The 26,320-nt window shown below is 27.3% G+C and carries 21 protein-coding genes; 4 read left to right on the top strand and 17 right to left on the bottom strand.

Annotation, left to right across the window (positions count from 1 at the left end; translation table 4 throughout):
* Window positions 1-3: 3 nt before the first annotated feature.
* The gene (locus H9M94_RS01165; RefSeq protein WP_187469760.1) at window positions 4-1,215 is read right to left on the bottom strand and encodes a replication-associated recombination protein A; all 1,212 of its coding nucleotides are present in this window, start codon (window positions 1,213-1,215) and stop codon (window positions 4-6) included.
* Between the two features lie 393 nt (window positions 1,216-1,608).
* On the opposite strand from H9M94_RS01165, the gene H9M94_RS01160 reads away from it, so the two are divergent.
* Window positions 1,609-3,474, top strand: a complete 1,866-nt coding sequence (locus tag H9M94_RS01160; protein WP_187469759.1) for an MAG1210 family protein — start codon at window positions 1,609-1,611, stop codon at window positions 3,472-3,474.
* Between the two features lie 60 nt (window positions 3,475-3,534).
* The gene (locus tag H9M94_RS01155) at window positions 3,535-4,209 is read left to right on the top strand and encodes a LemA family protein (RefSeq protein ID WP_187469758.1); all 675 of its coding nucleotides are present in this window, start codon (window positions 3,535-3,537) and stop codon (window positions 4,207-4,209) included.
* A 119-nt stretch (window positions 4,210-4,328) separates the two neighbouring features.
* Here the strand turns inward: H9M94_RS01155 and H9M94_RS01150 are convergent, their stop codons facing one another.
* The 4 genes from H9M94_RS01150 to H9M94_RS01135 are packed head-to-tail and all read right to left on the bottom strand — an operon-like array spanning window position 4,329 to window position 7,437.
* The gene (locus H9M94_RS01150) at window positions 4,329-5,237 is read right to left on the bottom strand and encodes an MAG1430 family protein (RefSeq protein WP_187469757.1); all 909 of its coding nucleotides are present in this window, start codon (window positions 5,235-5,237) and stop codon (window positions 4,329-4,331) included.
* An 8-nt stretch (window positions 5,238-5,245) separates the two neighbouring features.
* The gene (gene yihA / locus H9M94_RS01145; protein ID WP_187469756.1) at window positions 5,246-5,821 is read right to left on the bottom strand and encodes a ribosome biogenesis GTP-binding protein YihA/YsxC; all 576 of its coding nucleotides are present in this window, start codon (window positions 5,819-5,821) and stop codon (window positions 5,246-5,248) included.
* A 1-nt stretch (window position 5,822) separates the two neighbouring features.
* The gene (gene coaD / locus H9M94_RS01140) at window positions 5,823-6,251 is read right to left on the bottom strand and encodes a pantetheine-phosphate adenylyltransferase (protein WP_187469755.1); all 429 of its coding nucleotides are present in this window, start codon (window positions 6,249-6,251) and stop codon (window positions 5,823-5,825) included.
* A complete protein-coding gene (locus tag H9M94_RS01135) occupies window positions 6,241-7,437 on the bottom strand; it encodes an acetate/propionate family kinase (protein WP_187469754.1) in 1,197 nt (398 codons plus the stop codon). The genes coaD and H9M94_RS01135 overlap by 11 nt, the downstream gene beginning before the upstream one ends.
* Window positions 7,438-7,845: 408 nt before the next feature.
* Between H9M94_RS01135 and H9M94_RS01130 the strand changes: the two genes are divergently transcribed.
* Window positions 7,846-7,989 (top strand): hypothetical protein, encoded by a 144-nt coding sequence (locus tag H9M94_RS01130; RefSeq protein ID WP_187469753.1) that lies wholly within the window; start codon window positions 7,846-7,848, stop codon window positions 7,987-7,989.
* 518 nt (window positions 7,990-8,507) lie between these two features.
* The gene (locus tag H9M94_RS01125; protein ID WP_187469752.1) at window positions 8,508-8,834 is read left to right on the top strand and encodes a hypothetical protein; all 327 of its coding nucleotides are present in this window, start codon (window positions 8,508-8,510) and stop codon (window positions 8,832-8,834) included.
* A gap of 322 nt (window positions 8,835-9,156) precedes the next feature.
* Here H9M94_RS01125 and H9M94_RS01120 read toward each other — a convergent pair whose 3' ends face one another.
* The 12 genes from H9M94_RS01120 to H9M94_RS01065 all read right to left on the bottom strand — a co-directional run bounded on the left by H9M94_RS01120 (window position 9,157) and on the right by H9M94_RS01065 (window position 26,320).
* Complete coding sequence (locus H9M94_RS01120; RefSeq protein WP_187469670.1) at window positions 9,157-10,407, bottom strand: Mbov_0401 family ICE element transposase-like protein; 1,251 nt, start codon at window positions 10,405-10,407, stop codon at window positions 9,157-9,159.
* 150 nt (window positions 10,408-10,557) lie between these two features.
* Window positions 10,558-11,760, bottom strand: coding sequence for an Mbov_0400 family ICE element protein (locus H9M94_RS01115; RefSeq protein ID WP_187469669.1), 1,203 nt, complete (start codon window positions 11,758-11,760; stop codon window positions 10,558-10,560).
* 116 nt (window positions 11,761-11,876) lie between these two features.
* Window positions 11,877-17,195, bottom strand: coding sequence for an Mbov_0399 family ICE element protein (locus tag H9M94_RS01110; protein ID WP_187469668.1), 5,319 nt, complete (start codon window positions 17,193-17,195; stop codon window positions 11,877-11,879).
* Window positions 17,173-17,823 carry an Mbov_0398 family ICE element protein gene (locus H9M94_RS01105; protein ID WP_187469667.1) on the bottom strand — a complete coding sequence of 217 codons (651 nt, stop codon included), beginning with the start codon at window positions 17,821-17,823 and terminating at the stop codon, window positions 17,173-17,175. Before H9M94_RS01105 ends, H9M94_RS01110 begins: the two co-directional genes overlap by 23 nt.
* Complete coding sequence (locus tag H9M94_RS01100) at window positions 17,824-20,154, bottom strand: DNA topoisomerase (protein WP_187469666.1); 2,331 nt, start codon at window positions 20,152-20,154, stop codon at window positions 17,824-17,826. It lies immediately after the preceding gene.
* Window positions 20,147-20,536, bottom strand: a complete 390-nt coding sequence (locus H9M94_RS01095) for a hypothetical protein (RefSeq protein WP_187469665.1) — start codon at window positions 20,534-20,536, stop codon at window positions 20,147-20,149. The genes H9M94_RS01100 and H9M94_RS01095 overlap by 8 nt, the downstream gene beginning before the upstream one ends.
* Before the next feature lie 2 nt (window positions 20,537-20,538).
* The gene (locus H9M94_RS01090) at window positions 20,539-21,189 is read right to left on the bottom strand and encodes a hypothetical protein (protein ID WP_187469664.1); all 651 of its coding nucleotides are present in this window, start codon (window positions 21,187-21,189) and stop codon (window positions 20,539-20,541) included.
* A 10-nt stretch (window positions 21,190-21,199) separates the two neighbouring features.
* On the bottom strand, window positions 21,200-21,772 hold the full coding sequence (locus H9M94_RS01085) for an Mbov_0392 family ICE element protein (RefSeq protein ID WP_187469663.1): 573 nt from the start codon (window positions 21,770-21,772) through the stop codon (window positions 21,200-21,202).
* A gap of 22 nt (window positions 21,773-21,794) precedes the next feature.
* On the bottom strand, window positions 21,795-22,622 hold the full coding sequence (locus H9M94_RS01080; RefSeq protein ID WP_187469662.1) for a hypothetical protein: 828 nt from the start codon (window positions 22,620-22,622) through the stop codon (window positions 21,795-21,797).
* Window positions 22,615-24,291 carry a type IV secretory system conjugative DNA transfer family protein gene (locus H9M94_RS01075; RefSeq protein WP_255483483.1) on the bottom strand — a complete coding sequence of 559 codons (1,677 nt, stop codon included), beginning with the start codon at window positions 24,289-24,291 and terminating at the stop codon, window positions 22,615-22,617. The genes H9M94_RS01080 and H9M94_RS01075 overlap by 8 nt, the downstream gene beginning before the upstream one ends.
* Window positions 24,292-24,710: 419 nt before the next feature.
* The gene (locus H9M94_RS01070; RefSeq protein ID WP_187469660.1) at window positions 24,711-25,973 is read right to left on the bottom strand and encodes a hypothetical protein; all 1,263 of its coding nucleotides are present in this window, start codon (window positions 25,971-25,973) and stop codon (window positions 24,711-24,713) included.
* 8 nt (window positions 25,974-25,981) lie between these two features.
* Window positions 25,982-26,320: a hypothetical protein gene (locus H9M94_RS01065; RefSeq protein WP_187469659.1), complete on the bottom strand. Its 339-nt coding sequence runs from the start codon at window positions 26,318-26,320 to the stop codon at window positions 25,982-25,984.

The raw sequence follows: 26,320 nt of genomic DNA, 5'->3' as shown, positions 1-26,320 counted from the left end.
TCCTTATTTAAATTGTTTTATTATCTCTCAATATTTTTGGTATTTTTGTTCATTATCATTATCACCAGGTTGATATAAATTGACATCTTTAAGTTGTCTTGGTAAATATTGTTGCTCAACTCAATTGTTTTTGTAATCGTGTGGATATTTATAACCCTTACCATCACCCAATTTTGCAGCAGATGCATAATGAGCATCACGAAGATGTTTTGGTATTTCATAAATTTTCCCTGCATCAAGTAATGAGTTAGTACGCTCAATTGCTTCGATTACCGAATTACTCTTAGGTGCTAGCGCTAAATCAATAATTGCAAATGCAATTGGTAAGCCTCCTTCAGGCATTCCGAGTCTTTCATATGCTTGAATTGCTGCATTAACTCTTAACGAAACATTTGGTGATGAATGTCCGATATCTTCGTAAGCAACGCATTGCATTCTTCTAAAAAGTCCATCATAATCACCTGATTTTAAAATTAATAAACCATAATACAATGCCGCATCGACATCTGAACCTCTTAGTGATTTGTGGAATGCAGAGAGATTATTATAATGCGCTGATGAATTTAAATCACTATAAAAATTGATATTTGGCACAATGGTTTTTAAATCATCTTTTGTCACTGGTTCATTATCATTTTTACAAAATGCTAACATTTGTAAATTGTTAATACTTGATCTTAGATCTCCTGATGAAAAACGTGATAAATCTAACAATAAGTTATCGCTAATATTTAGATTTTTATAATGATCATTAATTATTTGTCTTAATTTTTTAACGATATCTTGCTCTGAAATTTTGTTAAATTGCAGTATTTGCATTCTGCTTCTAACAGCAGGGTTAACTCTAAAATATGGGTTTTCAGTAGTAGTTGCATAAACAATAATTTTGTCAAACTCTAAATATGAGAGCAGAATATCTTGTTTATCTTTATTAAGTCGATGAATCTCATCAATGATAATTACTTCACATTCTTTAAGTAATTTAGTTAAATCTGCTTTTGAATCAACTGATGCATTAAAGTAACCGCTTTTTAAACCTAAATCGTTAGCCAAGCAAAATGCTGTTGATGTTTTACCTGTTCCTGCTTCACCAAAAAACAAAAAACTAGCTGTTACATTATTTTTAACAACTTCTTTCAGTAAATTAATTACATGATATTGACCAACGATATCATTTAGGGTTGACGGTCTAACTAAATTTGCTAAATTTTTCATAATAAATAAAATATTTTAATATTTTATTAAATTATACATTTTTTTATTTTTTGAACTTGCATTAAAATGCAGAAGTTTATTTGATTATTTTAAGACTAAAACATCAATGTTTAAGGTTTAAATGAATTAGTAATTAAGGATAAATATTCTGAAATTTTGAATATTTTTCAATATTATATCAACTTTATCTGAGTTTTATTTTTAAACAACTTTTTAAGCACATGCTTGATTTAAATAAAACTCAAAAATATTCAATATTCTTGTGGTATTTATACGGTTATAAATGCGGAAATTTATCCACTAGTTTTGCGATTAGTTTATAATTTTATTAGTTAGATATTTAATATAAATATTAAATAGAATAAAACAAATTAAACTAGAAATAAGGAATTTATGTCAGAAAAAGTATTATTTGATACAAGTTATGAACTAATTAATGATTACAAAAATAAATATAAACCATTACACATTGAGAATTGTTCTAACTTTATTGATGAATTAGCTAAAAAAGCCGAAATAGATCTAGATCAACATAGATCAACTTGCAAATCATATTATAAAGAGGAAAAGAAGTATAATGACGCTCACTCCGTAGAAGTGGGTTATATGATAGGTTTCATCGTGACACTTGTTGCAGCCGTTCTACTTGGATTGTTTTCACCTTTAGTATATAAACAACTTGAAGCATTTATACCTATGGTGGTTTTAGCAATTTTATTACTAATTATATCTTTTGCATGATTGCTACCTAAGTATTTAAAATACAAGAAAATTGCAAAAGGTTTCCGTAATGTTATGGAAAAAATAAAAGCAGAAGCAAAAGAACAACTTTCCCCTATTTTTGGACGTTTTGGTCTAGATATTAAAGAAAATTTAATGCAAAAAACTTTTCCACAAATTACATTGGATAAATTTACAAATCAGACTAGAATAAATCAATTTATAAATGTTGATGATGGTAATGCATATGATTATCTTCAAGGAATTGACGATAGAACATCAACATTATATTTACAATCAGGTGAAATTTACTCATCACCATTTATCTACAAAGTTTCTAAAAATCACATTATGGGTAAAAAAACATATACAGGTTCAATTACTATTTTTTGATCAGAAACAGTAAGAGATAGTGAAGGTCATTTTAAAACGGTACAAAGATCACAAGTTCTTACTGCATCAGTAACAAAACCATTTCCAGAATATTACAAAACTATTGATTTAGTTTATCTTAATAATGCTGTACCTAATTTATCATTCTCACGTCAAGCTTCTGATGCACATTTAAAAACAGAAAGCCAATTAAAGAAATTAATCAAAAAACGTTCAAAACACTTTATAAGTTTAGATGAACATGCACTAAAAAACAATTCTACTTTTAAATCTATTTCAGGTAATTTAGAGTTTGAGTCATTATTCAATTGTACTGATAGAGATAATGAAGCAGAATACAGAATGATGTTTACGCCTTTGGCACAACGTAAAATGCAAGAAATCATTACGGACAGAACAGAAAGTTTTGGTGATGATTTCACTTGAATTAAACAAAAGAAAACCAATATTTTACAATCAGATAGATTATCTGAATTTCCGTTTTTAGATAATGAATTTTTAAGATATTTAACTCACTTTGATTTTGAAAAACTTAAAGAAGACTTTATTAAATATCAAATTTATTACTTTAAAACAATTTATTTCTCACTTGCACCATTTTTATCAATTCCAATTTACACACAAACTAAATTTGATGATGAATTTGATTCAACATTTAGATATGTTTCTGAATTTGAGGCAGAAAAAATAGTTAATGCCGCACATTTAGGAACTATTATGCACCCATTGTGTCAAACTGAAGTAATTAATAAAACTAATGCTATAAAATCACATAATGGTCATGAATTAGTTCAAATAAAATCATATGGATATCGTACCGAAGAAAGAGTTGATTACATAATGCAAAAAGGTGGTGATGGTAATATACACACCATTCCTGTTCCTTGAATTGAGTATTTACCAGTTACAAGAACAACTATCGGTTCATTCAAGACTAACCTTGAAAGTGTTGCTGATACTGATATTAAGTACTTTAACGGTGAGTTTAATGACTCATTTGTAGATTACTTTGATGATGTTTTGGATACACTTGATGCAAAAGAAGAAAAACCAGAAACTGAACTTCAAACAAGATGAGTTGATCATTTTAAATTTAATTTATTTAGTGACTCATTATATATCAAAGATGATGAAGGTCACATTTAATACTTAATACATAAGTTTAAAAATCTTTTATAATATTTATATATAGAAAAAGGAGATAACATGGCAAACGAATTAGATGAATTAACAGGTACAGTAAACGAAAATGGACGTGACATCAATGTTATTGAAAAGCAATTAAAAGTTGAAGTAGGTAGGGGTTCATTAGTATTTCAAATCTTTTTATGATTCCCATTAATTATTCCAGGACTTATTTTCTTATTTATGAAAATAGGGGCAAGAAACCACTTCAGAAGATTACAACAAAATATTCAGCACAATGCATCACAAATTGATAACTTTATTGAACAAAGAGTTGTTATTTTAGAAAATGTTGCTGCAATCGTAAGACAATCAATTCAGTTAGATAAAGACGTAATGCTTGGTGTAGCTGGATTAAGATCAGGAATTGTTCCTGGTGGTAATAATGATGCAGTTAGATCAGAAATCAACTCACAAGTTGATGCATTACTTGGAAATATTAAAGTTCAAGTAGAAAGATATCCAGAATTAAAAGCACATGAATCATTAACACAAGCAATGCAACAAAATTCATATCTACAAAAAGAAATTACAGCAGCTCGTGAAATTTACAATGATAGAGTGCTTCAATGAAACCAAGATCTTTTCAGATGACCTACAAAAATGATTGTTGCTGCTAAAGCAGGATATACAACAAGAATTCCATTTACAACTTCAAAAGAAGTTAAACAAAGATCAAGAGAAGTATTTTTCTAAGAATAACTTGAATAAAAGACACAGTTTTAAAACTGTGTTTTCTTATTAACTTTTTAGACTTTTGTAACTTATTCCTAGATATAAAAAAAGAAAAGCCGATAAGACTTTTCTAATTAGTATTAATAGAAGTTAATTACAATTGTGTTTGAAGAAACTAATTCTTGATCATTTGGTGAATATAAATCAATTTTATTTAATTGATCAGGTTTATTCTCTGCTGCAAGAACTTTAATTTTATATGGAATTACTAATTTAATAATATCTTGATTTTGTTCATTTGTTTCTGTTGTTAATGTTGCATTTGAAAGATCATATTCAACTAAGTTGTTTGATGGAAGAGTAAATCATTTTTGAATAAATGCAGGTCTTTCAGAAACACCTAAAGAACTATATGCTGCATAGAATTCTGAGAATCTTGTAAATTCTTTTTTAAATGCGTCTTTATCTTTAATTTTTGTAACTTCAACATCAATGAATTGGTCATATTTGTTGATTTGATTAATTGTTGCAAATCCCGAAAGTTCATAAACATGAATAATTTGTTCGTTCTTAGTTTGATCTTTTTCATCTTTGTTTTCAAGTGTGACTTGAAGGTATAAAGTACCAGTTAAATCATTAGCAAATGATTTGAAAGTTATGCTTTGGAATGATGATCTTTCAACATTAAATAATGCACCTGTATTTTTATTTACTAGAAGGAAGTCGTGATTGTAGTTGTTATCACTTTCAAATTCTTGTTTTGTAATTTGAGTTTTGTAAAAGATTTCTTTACTTCATTTTTCATTATTTCAAAGCGTTGGGACTGAACTTATTCTAGCAAGTGGTTGTGTAGCAAATTCACTAGCTAAACGTTTTAACATGTTTTTCTTAAAATTATTTGAGACAATCAATTCATATTGCGCTAATTTTTCTTCTTTTGTTACTTGTGTTTTTTGTTTATTAGCAATTACAGCAATTCCTGTTGATAAACCAATTACAGTACTTGCTCCAGCAAGTGCAAATGCTATTGATAATAATTTTGCTTTCATATTTCTCCTTATTCACCTAAGATTTCATTTAAGTCTTCTATTAATTTATGGATATTCATTTTACTTTCACTTGAAACTATGAAGTAGTCAAATTCACCAAATTCTTGATAATATTGTTTAATCTTTTTAGCTAATTGTGCTTTGTCTTTTTGTTTTAATTTATCAGCCTTAGTGAAAACAATTGCAAATGGAATTTTGTTTTCAACCAAGAATTCTAGAATCGGAAAATCTGTACCAGTTATTCCGTGCCGTGAATCAATTAGTAAGTATAATGATTCAAGATTTTTACGGTTAAGTAAGTATTCTTCAATCATTTTCATCATTTCAATACGTTTAGTTTCAGACATTTTAGCATAACCATAACCTGGTAAGTCAACTAATACTGCATTGTGTTCGTTTTCAAAGAAGTTAAGCAATTGTGTTCTACCTGGTGTTTTTGACACACGTGCTAATTTTCCGTTTGAAACTATTGCATTGATTAATGAACTTTTACCAACATTAGAACGTCCCCAAAAAGCAACTTCTTTATTATTGTGTTCGTATCAATTTTCTTTTTTGGTTGCTGATTTTATAAATTTAAACATATTATTTTAATCTTTCTTTGTGTCTTTGTAAAGTTGATGAAAATTCAATATTTTCATAGTCTGGCATTATGAGAATTGTTTCTAAATTTTCATTAAGGTATTTATTACCTGCTGCTAATTCTAATTCATACTCATAGTCTTGAATGTTTCTGGCACTACGAATTAGATAAGTTGCGTTTAACTCTTTTGCTAATTCTGCAGTTAGTTGATTTTTATTTTTTATAACTTTAATATTTTCTTTATCACTTAAAAGATTTAATACTATCTCATAGTTCTTTTCGATATCTTCTAAGTTATTTTTATCTGGATTAAATGATACAACTACATATAAAGTATCAAATAATTTGCTTGCTTTATCAATGATTGACAAATGTCCCTTGTGTATTGGGTTAAATGAACCAGGATAAAGTGCATTTTTTTTATTTTGCATAAACTTTTAATGCATTTCTTGCGATAACTAATTCTTCATTAGTTCTGATTACATAAACTTTAACTTCACTATCTGGTGTTGAAATTAATTGGTAATCACCGATTTGACCTTCATTAATTGAATCATCAATTTTAATGTTTTTAAAGAATAATTTATCAATAATCATTTTACGCATAAATGCTACGTTTTCACCGATACCAGCTGTGAATACGATTGCATCTGGATTTCCACCGATTTTGTTTGAATATAATGCTGTGTAATCTGCAACTCTTTGTGCAAATAAATCTAATGCAAATGCAGCATCTTCATTCCCGTTTTTAGCAGCAGCAGTTACATCACGCATATCTGATGAAACTCCTGATACACCATATAATCCACTTTCTTTGTTTAAAATGTTTGTGAATTCATCAATTGAGATGTTTTCTTGGTTCATAACAAATTGGTGAATTGATGGATCGATATCTCCTGAACGTGTCCCCATCATGATTCCAGCAAGTGGTGTAAGTCCCATTGTTGTATCAAATGATTTTGAATCTTTAACAGCACATAAACTTCCACCGTTCCCAAGGTGTAAGTTAACAAATGTAACTTTGTCTTTGTTTAAGATTTCTGATAATTTTTCAGTAATGAAATCGTGGCTAATTCCGTGTGCTCCATAACGTTTGATTTGGTATTTTTCGGTTAATTCTTTTGGAATAGCATATGTTGAGTTAACTCTGTTGATTGTTGTGTGGAATGCAGTATCAAAATCTGCTGATAATTTAGCAGCAGGGAAAACTTTTTTGAATCCAAGCATTGCTTGTACTGCTCCAGGATTGTGTAATGGTGCATAAATTGAACATTTGTCAATTAAAGCAATTTCCTTATCTGTTACTTGAATTGTTTTATCAAAGTATGTTCCACCTTGTACAACTCTAAATCCGATGTATTCAATTTCTTCTGGTTTAGTAACTAAGTTAATTTGTTGCATTAATTTATAAACTTCTTGAACTGCAACTTCATGGTTTGGCATTACTACTTCAACTTCATGTTTTTGTCCTTGGTATTTAATTGCAATATTTCCCATAGGTAAAGTGATTCTTTCAGCAATACCACTTGCAAGTAATTCTAATGTGTCTTTAGCAAAAAGACTTAATTTGATTGAACTACTTCCAGCATTAATAACTAAAACTTTTTGATTGTTCATTTTGTCTCCTAGTCTAGTATTTTGTTTTTCTAATTATTATGTAAATTATACATTTTTAATATAAAAATGTTGGGTTTGATAACTGAAAAATGTAGCTAATAAATTCAAAACATTGAACTAATTTTCAAACCCAAAATCAGGTTTTTTGAATTTATAATTTTGCATAAGATAAAAAACTGTGCTACATTAATAACATAAAAATGAAATAACACCCCCCTCCCTTTTTTAAGTGCGCTTAAATTTGGATGGGGGTGTTTTGTTTAAAAAGGGGGAAATAATGAAATATGAATTTGTAACAGAAAAACAAACTAAAAAAATCTGAAAGAAGATTTCTAATCTTTAGCTATTCACTTGACTTATATATATATATATATATATATATATAATTTTAAAATGAAAGGAGGGAAAATGTCTAATAAAAATAAAATTAGTCCTAAAAACAATTCTTCAAATATGAAGAATTCAAACAAAGGGACAAATGGTTCAAATAGACAAAATTCACAAGTTCATGGAAACCGTGGAAGTCAATTGAACCCAAATAATAAAAAGTAAAATAATTTTACATATTAAATAATTAAGAATGCTAAAGAAAGGAATATATGTCACAAAACAAATACAAATTTGTATAATACAGTAAAGTCAAAGAATATAATGAATTTTTTGTTAATGAAATAATTCAACCTTTATTAAAAAAACTTAATAATGACAAATTTTTACAACACCATTTAAAATTTGATCATATTGAAAAAGTTGGTTCAGCTAAATTAAATATTGTAACCCAAAAAGAAAAAAATAATATTTTCGATATTGATTACAACATAAATTTTCATGTTATAGATGAGTCATTATTAGATAAAAATAAAGAAAACAAAAAAATTATTCGAAAAATTCAAAAATCAATTTTTGATGTTTGTCAAAATCAATTATCAGAAATTTTAAAAAACTTAAACAACTATAACGATCAGCTAAAAATAAAGAATGAAAGACTTAATTTATCTCGTAGTAATAAAGTTTTTTCAGTTAAAAGAATTAAAAATGATGATACAAGTCAATTTGTTAAAGCTGATATTATGATCACATGAAAGCAAAAAGATTCTTACATTGCTTTTTTAAAAAATAATAATGTTGTATTAAACATATTTTCTAAGAAAGTTCGTGCAAATAATAAGGTTGATATTGTTCACGAACTTAAAAGAACTCCTGGAGCTTGAGAGAAATTTAGAAAAGTTTACATAAATAAAAAGAATCAAAATCTAATCAATTGTGAAGAAGGTGACATTATTTCTAAAAAATCCTCATATATATTAAGACAAGAAGCTCTTCAAGAGGTTTATAAAAATATTGGAAGGGTGAAATTAAGGTGTGTAGGAACGTATATATTTCCTGCTTCATTCTAATGTTACATCATTTTCGCTTTTTTTCGTTATTTTTTGAAAATTTCCACAAAATTTTCCGCATTTTTGCTTCAGCAAAAATAACGCGCACGCATATGCGCGTCCTTTAAAGGCAAGATAAGGTGCGCACCACATACTTACTGTATGGCGCATTATCTTGTTTTTTAATTATTTATTTTATAAATAATTACTTTGGTAAAAAATTCAAGATTTTTCTTTTTGAAATTTGCATCAGTATTATCAAATTTGCATCACTTTTGCACCAACACATTTTTTATATACTATGTATATACATATCTTAAAAATGCGCACCAAATTTGCACCACTATGCAAAAATAGTTGCAAAACCATTTACCAAGTTATTGTACATAATCTTTAATTTTGTTAGATTTAAACCAAAGAAACTATGTGATTTTTTGATGTTCTTTTTGCATTTGTAATACATAAAATGTTCAGTATAACATCTTACAATTTTTCTTTTTCCATCTAAATCTCATATTCCGTTTTCATTATTTTTGATGTATCTAAATAATTCTTTTACGTGATTTAACAATTTTTTATCATTGAATTTTTCTTCTAATACAGCTAAAAAATCATCTTTCAATTTCATAAAATCATCTTTATTTTTGTTTTCCAGAACATACAAAAATACATCATATCAATACTGATTATGATGTTCAACTTTGAGATTTTGAAAGACTTTTTTGAATGGGTTTGATACATTTCTTTGGTGTCCGATTGCACCTTTTATTTTCTTTATGAGATGAAATTTATCAAGGTAAAATGATGAATTCTCTCACAATAAAATCGAATTTTTTATTCATCTTGCGCCATCACCTTTCACTAAAATTTGCGATTCTTCGTGTACAAATTCAGATGTTTTTTCGGCTAAAATATCGTAATATTGTGATGATTTTTTAGTGTGTTCTTTACCTTTGATGAACTCATTAATTTCAAGTAAAACGACACCTTTTTTCTTAATATCTTTATTGGTAAAATCAGTGTGAAAAACAGCCGTTCTAAAGCGTACTTTTTCCTTTGATTTTCCATAATTTATCTTGTGGTACGTATCATCAATTTCAATGTTAATTTGCTCGTTTTTCTTATTGATTTTTTCCTTTTGAAAGTGCTCGATTAACTTGTTATTTTCATTAATTATCTTTTCTTCTATTGCATATTTTTTCATTCAAAATCTTGCTGTGCTTGGTTCTATTCTTTTACCATTAACGGTTGGCAAACTATCATTTTTTAATATCGCTTCTATTGTTTCTTCTATTATTGTAAAATCATATTTTTGGCGTGATAATTGCTTTAATAAATCGTGATGATAATAAACAAATCTCTTTAATTTTCCATTCTCTTGTTTCTTTTCATACATAGTAATGTTCAGTTCAAAAACACCAAATTTAGTGATATATTTTCTTTTCTTATATCTACAAATTTTTCAATTTGGGTGTTCTTTTTTACGAATTACTTCTCTAAAATGTTTTTCTAATTCATTGATTTTAGCAATCTTTTCTTCTAATGCTTGTTTAATGTGATTTTTATTTTCTTCGATTTCTATAATATTTCTCATAACAAAAATATTATATTTTAGTGTTTTTTCAGTAGAAAAACATTTCCGCATTTCAAGTAATTTTCCACATTTTTATTAAATTTTTGCATAAAAAAAGTGCTCCTTAAATTTTGGGAGCACTAAAGCAGTACATATATTATAATCTATTTCCTACATTATAGAAGTAGATTTTTTTGTTTGACTAGTAATGGTTTGATTAGTTTCATCTAGATATTCTTCATCAAAAAGATTTACATCTATTTTATTTTCGGCTTCTGTTTTCCTTTGTTCTGCACAATATTGTTGCACTTTTAATTCTTGTACTTGTTTCTTTTGTTGTTTTAAAAACTCAGGTTTATTAAAACAATCTGGTAATTTGATTTGATTTGTTTTATAGAATGTACTTACAATTTCATCTCTTTCACTTGAACTTATATATTCCATTCATTTTTCTTCTGCTTTGTCTATATCAACTCTAAGAGCATTTTTCTTCTCATTGTACATATGCTTTTTGATATATTTCATAACATCATATATATCATCTTTTTGTTTGTTTTGACTTCTATAATTTCTTATATAAATTGCAGTTCTAATATATGGTAATGTAGTGTCTTTAATTTTGTTTTCTAATGCATCAAAAACAAAATTCTTATTCTTCTCTGTCTTATATAAATCAATGTCTTCGTTTAGATACTTTTGCGCTTCTCGTAATGAAGCAGAAACCATTTCAACACTAACAAAATTCTTATTTTTGTTTATAAAGTTTATTTTGTCAATTGCTGTTATATATTGCTTCATTAATTTTGTTTTAGTTTTTATATCTTTTTCATTGTCTATATTTTTGGTTGCTGCTACAGATTCAATATTTTCTAATGTTTCTCAACAATATAAAATATTTGGAACTGTTTTAAGTTCGTTATTTTCTTCTTTAACACTAACTTCTGTAATACTTACTTTTGGTGGTGTGTGATTTAAATTGCTGATTACCTTATCTAAAATTTTCTTTGATGTTTGAAAACCTAATGAATTTAAATCTAAATAATCATTATCAGGGTGTAATTTTTGAAAATCATCTTCAGACATTACAAAAATTTGTGCACAATCTACATATGATGTATGCTTAATAAAACTAAATTTAGATGTACCGTTAATTTTAATTTCTTCTTCTCAATCAAATGCATTACGACTTTTTAATTCATTCGACTTCTTAGAACGCATTTTTAAATAAAAAACTTGTCTCGAATCAACATCGTAATAAATCACTAATGGGTGTTCAGAGATTTTTTCTCCAAGAACATTGAATATCATTCCCTTATCATCTTTACCAGATATAAATTCTTTTAATGTATTTTTGCGTTTTAATAAATTAAACATATATTCACCACCTTAATCATATTTTCTTATAAATATTATACAACAATAATTATTAAAAATAATTATTGTTATTTTGTTCCGCAAATAAAATCTCAACTTTTACGTTGAGACTTATTTTATTGAACTTTGTTCTTATATTTTTTCATATATACAAATCAACCAAGTAATGCTAACGATATAAAACTAAGAATTCCAACAGGTATAAGGAAATATGAAACTGCTTTTTTGAAAGCTTCTTTTTCTCTATTTGTTTCTGTTGATGTTATGTTATTTTTATTAATAAATGGAATACTTGTTTTGTTAGCAATTAATACATAACCATTTTCATCAGCTTTATTATCTTTTGAATGTAAAATAACTCTACTTGTATGAACTAAATCATCAGGTATTGCTATTGCTTCAATAGCATTGTTTAATTGTGTATCATCAACTTCATAATGCACATTTAAATCTAGTTTATAAATGTTTTTAATATGAGATGATAAACGCTCTAAGAAAAGTCTTTTTATGCGTTCCTTATCATTTTCTCTAAACACAAATAAATCACCATTAATTGCACTTAAAGTTGCTTTTTTAAGACTATTTCCATAATCTATTGTTTCATCTAAATCATCAATTATTTGCTTATCGGTTTGGTTAGTAAAAGTAAAACTTTTAGTGTTAATGCTCTTACCTTGAATTGGGTAAATGGTTATTGTACCATTATGTATTTGATTATCACTAATCATTACTTCATTTATTACTTGATTGATTTCGTTTGCATTGAATTTATAATCTTTGAATAAAGTCAAATTATGTTTTTCAAGATATGTTGTTATTGCTTGAATTAATTTGTTTCTTAATTCTTGTTTTGAATTTTCTGAATAATTTGCATTTTCTCAATCAGGAATAATAGATAAATCTACAGGTTCTTTTAAGTCATCAATTACATTCAATTCAGAACTTATTGTGTTTGTAAATTTTAGTTGTTTCTTCCCGATGGTTTTACCAAAAACAGATATCAATGTTATAACACCTTCGTGTTTTAAACCATCATTTTTTGAAATATTTCTAAGAGTGTTTCTTAGTTCTTGATTATCAATTAAATAATCAATACCAAAAACATAGTTGTTATCAGTCATATAACTAATAGCAGAATTGATTATTTTTGTTTCAATTATGCTTATTCTATTTTCTGTATAATCTCTTGTTTCTCAATCAGGAATAAGTGCTAAATTTCTAATTTTTATACCATCAACAACTAAATCAGTTGTATCTAAATCATCAGTTATTTGTTTATCTGTTTGATTACTAAATGGTAATTCTTTAGTGCCTTCAGTTGTACGATTATCTCCTAAAATTCTAATTGCACCAAAGCGTTCTAGATTATCAGAAATAGAAATTCCTCTAATAATCTCATTTAAATCTTTGAAATCAATATTGTAATCTAATAGAAAATCTAATTGATATTCATCTCTTAAAAATTTAACTGCTTTATCTACTACTTTTTGTCTAAGTATTGATAAGATGTTTTCGTTAAACTTAGTGGTTGTTCAATCTTTAATTAAATTCAATGGAATTCTTACTAATTTCGTTGCATCGAAATCAGTTTCGACATTAAAACTTGTTTCACCAACTATTTGTCCATTTCTATTTGGAATAACTGTTAGTTTAACTTTTGTTTTGCGTTTTAAAATAGAAATTTGAAGATTAATATCATTTCTTAATAAAACATCTTTGGGAATAGAAATACCAAGATTTCTACTTGAAAATTCATTATTAATGTGTGTGTAAATAGCATTACGCATTGTTGCTTCATCACTATTTTCAATTTTAATTGGTGGAATAGTGATGGTTGATAAATCTATTTTATCTTTGATAAGAGTTTTTGTTCAGTTGAAAACTGGAATTTGAAGAACACCAATATTAGGTGATTTAGCAGTTAAGATTAAATATGCTTTATTAGTTGGTTTAAATTTTTCAGAAAGTATATATTCTGGTTCCCTTAATTGTTTCAACACTTCTTCAATGTTGCTAATTTCGTAGTCTTCATCTAGTCTAAGTGGGTTAGGAATGTTTTCTAAATGCTTTTCTAATTCTTCAGTTATAGCATCTTCTACATAATCATCATTATCTTTGATACCTGGTATATGTATCTCGAATGGTTTAATTCCGTCAAAAATGTTCTTTGTATTTTTGTGATTTCTTGAGTTTTGTTGTCTTCAAAATGATGAAACATCAAATCTAAATATAGTTGTAGGAAATATTCTAATTCATGTATTAGATGGAATTAAATGAATTGTTAATGTATCATTCAATCTACTTAAATTAACTTCAATATCGCCACTTTGAATTGAATTCAAGAATTCTTCACTAGGTTCAATAAATCAATTATTACGATTACTATTAATTTGTTCTATAAATTCATCATAAGTTCTAGTTTGTTTTGCTACTGATGTAAAATAATCTTCATTTCAATTTGCAGTATAAATTTGTATTCCGTTGCTATCTAATTTTGAAAGCGGAATATAAATGGTATTTGTAGTCAATTTATGATTTATATTGTATGAATTTAAAACTAATGTAAGTTTAACTGTATCGTGTTCTACATCTGAATCACTTTCAACACCTTCTATTGTGTGTATGAATTCAACGTTTTCAACATCGATAATTTTGTAAGAATTATTTTTTACAAAATAGTATTCTTTAATATCATCAAAATTTCATTTTGATGTTTCCAGATTAAAGAAATTTCTCTTGAATTCTTTTTCTGTTAATCTTCCAAATCTATCTTTCAATCTCAATGATGCATTGATTTTATTATCAAATTTATGATTTCTTCATATTGCGTCCATAAATAGTTTGTAATATTCATTGAGATTTTCATATGACAAGTTATAAATATCTTGCTCTTTTAAATGAAATCTATCAATAATGAAATTATAAACTTGAGCACCAATTGAAGTCTTTCAAAATGGCGTTAAGTTAGTGTTATGTATAACATCTGCGAATAAAGTTTGTGGTGAAGTGTTTGGAGTGACATAAACTAATTTATATTGTGATATAGTTTTTTCGCCGCTAATAGCAAATAAATATAAACCTTCGTCAGAAAAGTAAGACGAATCACCACTAACAGTTGTTAAATTTATTGGTGAACCTAAATAAGCAAGATAATCAGCTTTTGCTTCAAGCATTCTATCTAAACTCTGGTCTCCTACACTTATTTTGAATATTTTCGCATTAGATATGTTTCCTACAAATTGTCTTAAACCACCTTTACCAAGAACTACAGCTTCAACCGGAATTCCAACTTCATCATTTATTTCGGTGAATGGTACCAAAAGTGTTTTTGTATCTTGTGGTAAAAATGTTTTGTAATAATAATTATCTTCGTCATCACTTCATCTTGCTCTTGCAGGTATATTTTCAATTTGATTGCCTGGGTTTGTTTTTCAAATGTCAAGAAAATCTTGTAATGTACTAAAACCACTCAAATTCAATCAAAGAACTTGTTTTTTAGTACCTGTTTTCGGGTCAATGCTCGAATCGTATTTTGGGTTAGGAATGCTATTTCCATTTTCGTCTTTAATGACATTGCCTTGTTCATCAATTAAAAATGGTTCAATTAAAATTCTTTGATGGAAGTTTTCTTCCGGTTTTCAAGCATATCATTTAAAGTCTTCTTGAATTGCTCTTGAGTTGATAACAAGAATTTTGGTATATTTTTTCACTAAATCAGATTCTAAATTCCCTTTACCATTATTGTTGTATTCATAAACTTCAATTGTATATTGGTTTTTAGGGTGTGAATTTTCTTCGGTTTTTGTAACTTCATTACCATCACTATCAGTAGTGCTTACACCTTCATTAAAAACTCTTTCATTATCATCTGCGCTTGTTCTGTTATCAGTTAATATCTCATTAAATCTTTGATTTAAAACATCGATCTTTTTACCATTAATAACCAAAACTTCGTTTTCAGTAGGTTTACCAATGAATGATATTTTTAATGGTGTGTGAACTTCTCATTTACCTAAATAAACATCTTTTCCTTTTGTTCCAATTGGTTTATCATTTGGAACACGAACAGGTGTATCAGCAACTAATTCAGTGGTTCCGCTCTCAAAATCTACTCATCTACCATATTCAATGTTAATTCTTTCGTTCATTCCCTGATCTAATGCTGCTGTTGATGCAATAAAGTTTATAGACATCATTCTATAAATCGGGAATTCATATTCATTGTTTGTTTTGCTACGTAGATAGATATCGATTAAGTCATTTTTGTTTGGAATGGTTTTGTAAACAACTTCTAAGATATCATCGTCATTTTGAATGCTCAAGTTTGACTTAATTTTTGCTTGAATTGTGTTTAAACTTTGAAATAATTTATCAAGTTTTTCGCGATTACTTTGAAATAAAGTTCCATCATTTATTGTGTTTAAATCACCGCCAGTATCTGAAATTAAATTCAATCTATATCTATCTCTTGAACCAGATTGCCTTTGAATAATTGGGACACTTGAAGAACCATTTGTTTGAATTAAAGTTCTATTTGTTTCTAGTTCTTTTAATTCACTAATTCATTGAACCACTTGTTCATCATATTTTCTTGTTATTTTCTCATTACTTGGAATTTGAAAATCAGTTTTAAATGTAGCACCAGAAAAAACAATACTGTTTAAATCACTAGAACGACCATCATCATATGTTGCAGCATCGAATGATAGTTCAATGCTTAAATCTCTGAAATAAACATCAAAAAATCTTTTCATTTTCTCTTTATTACCTTTTATTTCTTCTTGTAAGAGTTTTGAAACAAAAACCTTAGGTAATTTTAAGTATTTCGTTGATATACGTCTACCATTTCTATTGTTTAAACTAATAGAAATATTCCCATAATTATTTTTTGCAGATGTTATGAGTAAATTTACTCATTTTTCTTTATCAGTCTCATTTTGAATTAAATCAGACATCTTGTATATTGCTTTTTTTCTTAAAAAATCATAATTAGCACTATTTTCAAAATCTCTTCCTAGTGTTTGGGGTAGTCTAGTTGTTTTGATGCTATTTCTACCAGTAAGTCTTGGTAATTTAATTTGCTCAGAACCAGAAACAACCAAAACACCACCATTGTCACTTGGGTTAAGAATTCTATAATCTAATTCATTTAAATCTTTATTTAATTCATAATTAAAGTTTTCACGAGAAAAACCATTATATCTTCATTTATCAAATTTATCATAGGAAGGTGCAGAATCACCAACATAATATAAGTTTCTGCTTAAATGTTCAGAATCTAAATAATAATATGTTGAAAATTTATACGCTTCATCATCTCCGTCGCGATCTTGTCTTCAAAGTGTTGCAGATATAGTAGTAAGTGGTACTACAAGAGTACCACCTAATAATAATGTTGTTAAGATTTTCTTTTTATTCAAATTCAATAATTTCATCGTCTACCTCGTCTCTATAAGTTTCGGTATCACTAGATTGACTATTATCATATTCAACAAACTTTTGATATCTAGTTTCTACTTGTTTGATTGCTTTGCTATCGTTTTTTTCTAATTGTTCTCTTAATTCTTTTAGTTCATTAACTTTGTTATTGATATTTTGAATTGCATCTGATGTAATTTCTTTACCTGTTAATGCATCTAAAATCAAGTCTAGTTTCGATTCAATAATCGTTAGTTTATCTTGATTGATAAACACTTGTTGTGTAATACTTTTGGAAAAAGGCACCAATGAAGCATAAAATGCTTTTCTAAATGAGTAAAACATATCATTTTTAAAAGTCTTTAACAATGCTTCTTTATCTATTTCATCAACCGCATTAATTGCAGCTTCGGAAATAAAGTTAGAAAGTGTTTCACCTTTCTTTTTAAGTTCAATTTGTAATTGTTTAAGTCTTACAATATCACTTGCATTATAGAAACGAACTGTTGTTGATAAACTTGTTTTCTTACGTTTCTTTTTAGTTTCTACCTTCTTTTTCGCTTTTTCAATTTTAATAGCGTCATTAAGAATTGTTTCGCTCATTTTCGAACTTGTCTCAAGTTCATTTTTTAATTCTTTTTCCATCTATTCCTTTCCGAAACTTCCTTGTCTAAATAAGATTGACTTTTCAAATTCATTGTAATAAACTTCAGCTTGTATTTTAGAGAATTCGTGAAGTGATGCTAAGCAATCACCTATTTCAGCTTCAGCTAAAAATCTTGTTGTTGAATTGTTAAGTCCACCAGAGTTTTTAAATAATTCTTGTACAGCATTTAAGTCATTTGCTCTAAGTCCAAAGAAATATGAATATTGTGAGTTCATCATAATTGCTTCAGACTTTTTAGATGCATCAGCACTTGATAAGAAATCTGAAGGATTTTGTGTAGCAAATAACATTCCAGCATTATATTTTCTTACTGTTTTTGTCATAAAGAATAAAGCATCTAGTGTTAATTTATTGTCTTTAAATCTATGGAATTCATCTACCAATATTGTTGTATTAACTTCTTTATCAAGAATAAAATTGTTAAATATTTTAGTTTGTAAATAACTAAGTAAAACAAAGATACCAACAGCAGATAATTCTTCATCAGCAATTGCTAATTTAGAAATATTAAAGACTAAGAAGTCGCCATCTAAATCTAAATTTGTTTTACCATTATATAAATATTGATATTTACCATTATTTTCAAATAAATATTCCAATGTTTCGATAATATCAACCAACATTATTTCTTTTGTTTTTGAATTTATAGCATCATCAATCTGATAATTATGTGCGAAAGCAATCAGTTCAGAAATTGTTGGGTAGTCAAAATCAATAACATCATTTATAGTTTTGAAATTATAAATTCCAAACTCTTTATACAATGCTTTGATTACCTTAATAAGCATCATAATGTATGAATTATTCCATTCTGGAGCAACTAATCTAAAGTATTGTTCTAATCACTCAATGTGTTTATTTATGATGAGTTTTACACTCGTTTCATCAATTTCATCTTCATCATATAATTGCACTCTAATTTGGAGTGGGTTTACAGTAGTTTCTTTACCACTTCCTAAATCTAATACATCACCACCAAATTGTGATGCTAATTTTGTATATTCACCTTGAATATCAATTACATAAACTCTTTGGTTTTCCGCAAGTAAACTTAAAATTTCTTTACCTAAGAACGTACTTTTACCACGTCCTGAACTACCAAGTGTAAATGAATTGTAATTACTTCTCTTAGATGAATTTTTGAAGAACCTATTAATGATTAATGGTTCACCAGTTTCTTTAGTTAAACTTTGTAAATTTAAATTACCATCATTATTTAATGCATTATCAAATGCTCAACCGTGTGTTAGGTTATAACTACTAATTTCAAGTTGTTCTTTTAAATTATTTGTTGTAATTAGACACATCTGTGCAAAAGCATCAAATTGTTTAAACGGTAAGGGGTTAAGATTAATCTTATATTTTCTACATAATCTATAGTTTTTATTCTCTATTTCTTTTAATTCTTCTATTGTTTCTGCTTGATTAATAACTAGGAAATGCAAATCATACAGTCCTTTTTCGTATAACTCTTGCATTGCCTTTTGAGTTTCATCAGTCTTCATTCCTAATGAAATACCTTTCTTAAGCAATGTACTTGTAATGAAAGGTTTAGGCGGTTCTGTGATAGTCTCATCTTTTGTAATTTGATTAATCAATTTAAGATTAATTCCGACAGGACAGGGTTGTTCATTCAATTCATAAATGATTTCCTTTAAATCATCATTTACGTGTGATGCTGTTACATTATTTGAAATATCATCTTTGAAAATTGCTTGATATTTCTTTTTGATGATTTCAATGTGGTTTTTAATTTCTTTTTCTCGATCAATAACCAATTTTAATGCAACACCTTGCACTCTACCAGTGCTTGGCACATTTGCAACTTTTCTTACAGCTCTACTTCCTTTATAACCAATAAGTTTGTCTCCTATTTGTCTCAAAAATTGAGAATTTATAAGATTTTTATCTAATTCTCTAGGGTTAGCAATCGCGCTTTCTACAGCAGATGAAGTAATTTCATTAAATGTAATTCTTTTGACAATTCCTTTATCTTTAACTTTCTTTGGCAAGCATCATCAAACGTGAAAAGCAATTGCTTCACCTTCACGGTCCGGGTCAGTAGCAATGAAAATTTCGTCATACCATTTATCTACATTTTGAATAATGTTGTTTCAATTTTCTTTTTTGTTGTCGCTAATGACAAAATCAGGGTTAAAGCTTGCATCAACTCCAATATTTGCTTCACCTTTATTCGATAGTTCTCTAAAGTGTCCAACTGTTGCTTTCACATCATAACCAGGTCCCAAGATTTCTCTTAGTTTTTTAATTTTGTTCGGACTTTCGATGATGAAAAGTTTCTTACTCATCTTTAATCTCCTTTTTTAGTCTTTTAATTTCATTCCTGAAATCATCAAATTCATTAGGTTTAAATAAATTTCATTTGTTAATTTCTTTTTCTTTTTCTAGTTGTTTTGCGATTTTAACAATTTCGTTTTTGATGATGATTGTTAGATGATATTTTGCTAGATATAAGTCTTCTTTACAATATGTATCTAATAATTGATATATTTGCTGAGCGGTTAAACTCTTAACTCATTCATCTACATCTGAATTGACTTTATTGATTAACTTGCATTCGCTATCAAATGAGTATTTTATGTCGTGAGAATTTATAAAATCATCATAACCAGGTCATTGCATTGATTGCAAATAGTGATTTAATGCATCTTTTTTAACTTGTTTTTTCATTACTACATTTTTGATGTTGAACTTGATGTTTGTTTTTTAGTTCATTTTTCAAGAAAGTACTCAACATTTCAATTTGCTACTTCTCGGAAGTAATCGTTAACATCATCATCACTTAGAGCAGTGGGTTCGATACCTTCAAGAGTTTTGCAATCTACATCGTTTAACATAATATAGTGAGCATCTTCAATTAATTCGGTTAATTCGTTTTTTAAGCGATATGCTAAATTCACATACTCAGATTTAATTCCGTTTCTAGCAAAATCATCATCAATTACTTCTTTTAGTGTTTCACATAAAATAAATTCAGCACCATACCATCCTCCATTCTTAGGTTCAGATAAATAAGTAAATTTTTCATATGTATCACTAATATTAAAAACATTTGTTGCTTCTAAAATCTCATTTATGTCATTGTTTGTGAGTTCTTTATTTTTTAAAACATTAATAAACGCTTCTCTTGCTGTTTCTTTTGCTTCTTCTTGTTCAAAGTTTTTAAATATTTTCTTTAAATTAGGAACAACATCATTTGTTAGTTGTGTCTGTTTAAGTGCTTCAATTATCAAATCTACATCTGCATTTTTGAGTTTTTCCATAAATGAAGTTAATTCTTCAATAATAAATTTCGGGTTTAGTTTTTCGTTAATATTATTCATATTAATCTCCTTATATTTTGGTTGTTGAACTTGATTTTTGTCTTGCTTCTTCTATGATTTTAAAAGTTTCATTAACATAATCAGATATTGCATCATCTCTTAAATTTCAAAATTCTTCATCAATATCAATTTCTTTTAAATCATTTAAATAAACATTTACTTTGACATACTCAACGTTTTCACTAACATTTCTTGTTAATGGGTTTATTAAATATCTATATTGACTTTCTAGTCCATTTTCTTTTAAATCAATATCAACTATTTCTAATAAACCATCATATGAAATAATGTCTTCATCGTGTTCAAGAACAAAGGTGGTTTTATCTTCAGTATTAATGATTTCAAGTAAATCACTTACGTTTTCATCGGTTAATTTACCAGAGCAACACAATGATGTAAAATCGGTAAGTGTATAATCACTACAAGTATCACGCATAGTATTAAGTAATTTAAGGAATGAATTAATATCAGCTACTTGATTTGTATTTTCTATTGCTTCATATAAAACTTCATCATCTAAGCCATATTGTAAATAACCAGTATAAAGTCACAATGCATCTTTTAATTCTTTTGTTAATTCCATAGTATCTCCTTGGTTTTATTTATTATTTTTCAGTCATTAACTTGAATGTTTCATCACTATGTCCAATCTTGTTAAAAATTTTCAATGCTAAATCAAAAGTTTTTTGCAAGATTTCAATTTTGATGGAATTCAATTCATCATTATTTAAAAAATTTAATAATTTTGTTAATTTTGATAACTTTGCACTATTTTTTAGGTGCGCATTATAGAATGAATGTAATCAAATTAATGTCATGGTAGTTGTTTCTTGATTATTAGCATTTCAAAAGTCTTGATTATTTTTGAAATTTAATGCAATCTCAGCTAAAAGCAACAGCTCTATAGTTTTTGTTTTTTCAAATACGTAAATTTTTCTATTGTCTAAATCAATCGCTTGTTTTTGGGGAGACGAGCACTCAAAAAAGTTGTAATACTTTGATAAATGTTCTTTTAGTACATCTCAAATATTTCTTAATTTTGCTTGTTGCATTATCATACGATATGAATTTTGTCTAGTTCTTTTAGGTATCACGCCTATTATTTGATACTTGTAAAACTTCTTAGTAGTGTTATTTTTCAATGTACAAACACCAATTATTTGTTCTTTGGTTGAAGTTTCGTACTCTGAACCAATTTCTTTTGCTTGTCATTCATATAAAAATACTTCATTTTGATTATTATTAACAATTTGTGATATGTAGAATAAGTGTAAAAGAGTGAATAAGTCAAATTGATTAACTTGCAGTTTAACAAATTGAATAAATGCATTGAAAATAAAATTTGAAGCAATAAAAGTATTTAAAACATATTCAGCATTTTCTATAATCGTATTAAAGATACCTTCAGATGATTTATATTGTTCGTTATTCATCAATGCTTCTTAAAAGAACTTTTGCATAACTATAATTTTGTTGTGCAAGTAGTTCAGGTGGGGTATCTTGTTGTTTTGGAAGTGCAACTTCTGGCAATTTAATTCGATTATCTGAAGTGTTTTTAGCGATTTCTTCATCATAATGTGATGGGGAATTTTTATTTTCTTGAGTTGGTAATTCTTTTTTAACTTTCTTTTTTAGCATTGATGAGTAATCGAAACTAAATATTGAATTATCTTTATTTTCATTTCATTGTCTTTCAACAACATATTTTTCTAATTTGCTTAAATCGTGCATCTTATAAAAGGGTTTTGGTTTAAATAAGAATGGTTTATAACCAGCAGTAAAAACTATCATCTCATCAGTATCTTTTGTTTTAAGTTCATCAACAGACATTAAATCTTTTTCTATGATTGATGTACTTTCTGATGTTCCATTCTTAGATGCGGTTGTTGAAACTTTTTCAACTTCAACCTTTCCTAGAAGTTTAGAAATTGTATTCATCGAATCGACTGAATTAGTATGCAAGTAATAAAGTATTTGTGCTTGATTTTTAATTAATTCATCTCCTTTGCGACCATTTGCATATTTTGCTAATTGTTCAAAATCTTGCAAGATTAACATAAAGAATATTTTTCTTGAACGTGATATCGCCATTCAATCAGCAATATCTATATTTGCTAAAGTGTTAAATTCTTCCAATAAGAAATAAAGCGATCTTGGTAATTGATTATTCTTAATTGTTCTTGTAAATTTAATTGCAGCATTATAAACTTGAGTAACAAATATTGTTATCAAGAATTTAGTTGATGCTTCTGCATCGTTATAACGAATATAAAGTGCAAAAGGTTTCTCAGGACTTTCTTTGAATAATTCCGATAAAACAAAGTTGTTTCTACTTGTTAGTGTTACTAGTTCAGGGTTTTTTGAAAACGGCCCAATAATATCTGTTGCATTAAATAACGTAGAAGTCAATGTATCATCATTGATTGATGCTTGTGTTTTTCATATATCAAAAAGACTTTTTCAATATTGTTGTTCTTTATTTTGTTGAAGTATTTTTGTTCAAGCACCATTTTTAAATTGTTGCAATTCTAAAAATTCAAGAACTGATGATAAATTGAAGTTTTCAAGTTTAAAACTTGCTTCTTGAATTGAGTAGAGCAACATAAATTTAAGAATAATATTTACAGTTACCTTTCCATTACGTTCTCAAATATCTCTTTTACTTCCACCATCAGATATACCGATTGCAATTGCATCAACTAAAGTTTCTATTTCTTTAAATGCTTCCGCAATTTCTCATTCAGATACTTTCATTGTAATTTCTTCATCAGCATTCTCATTTTCTTGTTCTTTTAAAGTTAGGTTTAGATTTTTTGGCGACTTATGAATTGCTTCTCAGGCGGGGAATAAAGGGTTTCAGAGAATACTATCTTTGATATTCATTAAATCAAGCACCTTGATGTCATAACCGTTTTCTTTTAAAATATTTCCACTAAGACTTAGAATTTCGCCTTTCGGGTCGGTTAAAACTAAGTTAGGTTTATGATGTGTCGCCATATACTCGATATTGGGTAATAAAACCTTTTGTGTCTTACCACTACCTGAAGTACCAAGAACAATTGCGTGATTATCTTTTTTATCAGAATAGAATTTTTTATTTAATACACCAAAACAAAAGTTATCGGTTGGTTCTTTAAATGTTTTGTGGAATTTTTTTCAAGAACCTAAATGTTTAACTTGATTTCATAATCAACCACATTTACTTTTTGTTTTTTTGTTTCCTTTTCCAGTTGTAAAGAAATATAAGAAAGAAATGATTGCTATTGCTAATGGAATGCCGATAAGGTATCAACGATAATAAGAATGGTTTTTAGCAGTTTCTCATAAAATGAAATGAGTTTATTTTAATGAAATGTGTTTATTAAGAACATTAGATAAAACTTTTGAACCAAAATGAACAATATGCAAAGTCAACGAGACAATTATGAAAGCAAGTGTAGGAAGAATAATAAAACAAAGAAGTGCTTTTAATACAATTCAAAGTATCGAATCTTTTTTAAACGTCATATTTCATAACTCCTTTATCTACCTTGTGCTATGTTGTGCTTATAATTTTGTTTTGCTTGATATTCTTTCTCATCTAGAACTCTGTTTGCTTGATAAATTCATTTTTTAATTAAATAATCGAGTGTATTTTTGCGTTTATTAGGGTTAAACCAGTCTGATAATTGTTGAGTTGGTGTATTAACAACTAAATTCAAGACTAGATTACATAAAGCGCTTTCTAACTCATTAAATTCACTTTCTAAGAAATCTTGTTTTTGCTTTTCTAAAAACTGATTATTGGTTTTTAAATTAATTAACTGAAAGATTTGGTTTTTGAAACTTTTATATTTATTTGAAAGGGAAGTATCAGTTTCTAAAAGTCAATAAGCAAGTTCTTTGATAAGTTTTTGTGAATTAGATGATTGATTTTTATTTAATCAACCATAACTTGTTTTATGTTCTCCTTGTTCTTTGTAATACTCGTGTTTAATTTGTCTAATTTTGCTAAGAACATTAAAGTCGCTTGAGAAATCATTTAATCTATTTTTTAAATCAGCTTTAATCATTTTTTTATCATTTCAAATCGTTGATTTAATATTTTGAAGTTTCGCTAACTCGGTGGGGTTAGTAACTTCAGCTTTAAACATTTGTGCAAAATGACTAATGCTTTCTTTTTTAAATGCCCCTTTTGGACGATATGTGCCATTTCTAAATGATGGTTTGTTTTCATAAAAACACAAATGTAGATGCGGTTTACCGGTATTAGCGTGTAAAGTGTAAAAACCATCAATGTCTTTTGGTTTAAGTCCATTGTTTTTTAACAAACCACTTAATGTTCTCGACAAAACATCATTTCATTGGTTTTTATCTACAAAGAAATATTTCTCGCCATCAACATCTCCAAGGTTGATTATCATTTCTCAGATATTTTGTTCTTTGCTCAATTTTTTAACGTGATTATTTAATTCTTTAATTTCTTTTTCATTTAAATCATCAGCACGATCGCTAAACAGTTTATAAACACCACTTTTATCACTCTTGCTTGCTGCTTTTGTTTTTGATTTATATCATTCATCAAAAGTTAAATTTGATGTTAGGTAATTTCTTTTCAATTCTTCTGTTGATGAATTGTTATCTTGAATATAAACAGCTTCTTCACGAGAAATGTAATTTAGGTAATTACCAGATGTATAAAATTCAAAGTCGTGAACACCTTTTTGTCCTACTTTTTGTTTTTTATCAACACCAAATTTAGTGAATTCAAATTGAACAAAAACAGCGTCATTAGAATTACTCATTTTAATGTCTAATTATCTTTTCAAGATAAGGTGTATTCTTTAGTCTTAACCATATTAACTTTAATAACACTATTCAAAATGGTGTTATTGTCTAGTTTGTAAAAAAGTTTTAATAGTTTTGATAAATCTTTTTGATTTTTGAATTTTAAGTGCAATGATTTGTTATTGTTTCCAAATCTATTTTCCAAAAGTTCTATGTTGTTTTCGATGCATAAATGTTGAAAACCAGATATTTTGCATTCTATATCATCGCAAGGAGGTAAAACCTTATCAAAAGCATTGAAATTAAATTTTTCGAAATTTATTCAACAAAAAACATCATCTTTTCTATTTGAAATGTCAAACAT

It is taken from the genome of Mycoplasma sp. Pen4 (assembly GCF_014352955.1).
GTDB lineage: Bacteria > Bacillota_I > Bacilli_A > Mycoplasmatales > Metamycoplasmataceae > Mycoplasmopsis.
Note: the sequence above shows the minus strand (reverse complement) of the source record. Positions and strands in the feature narration are given on the sequence as shown.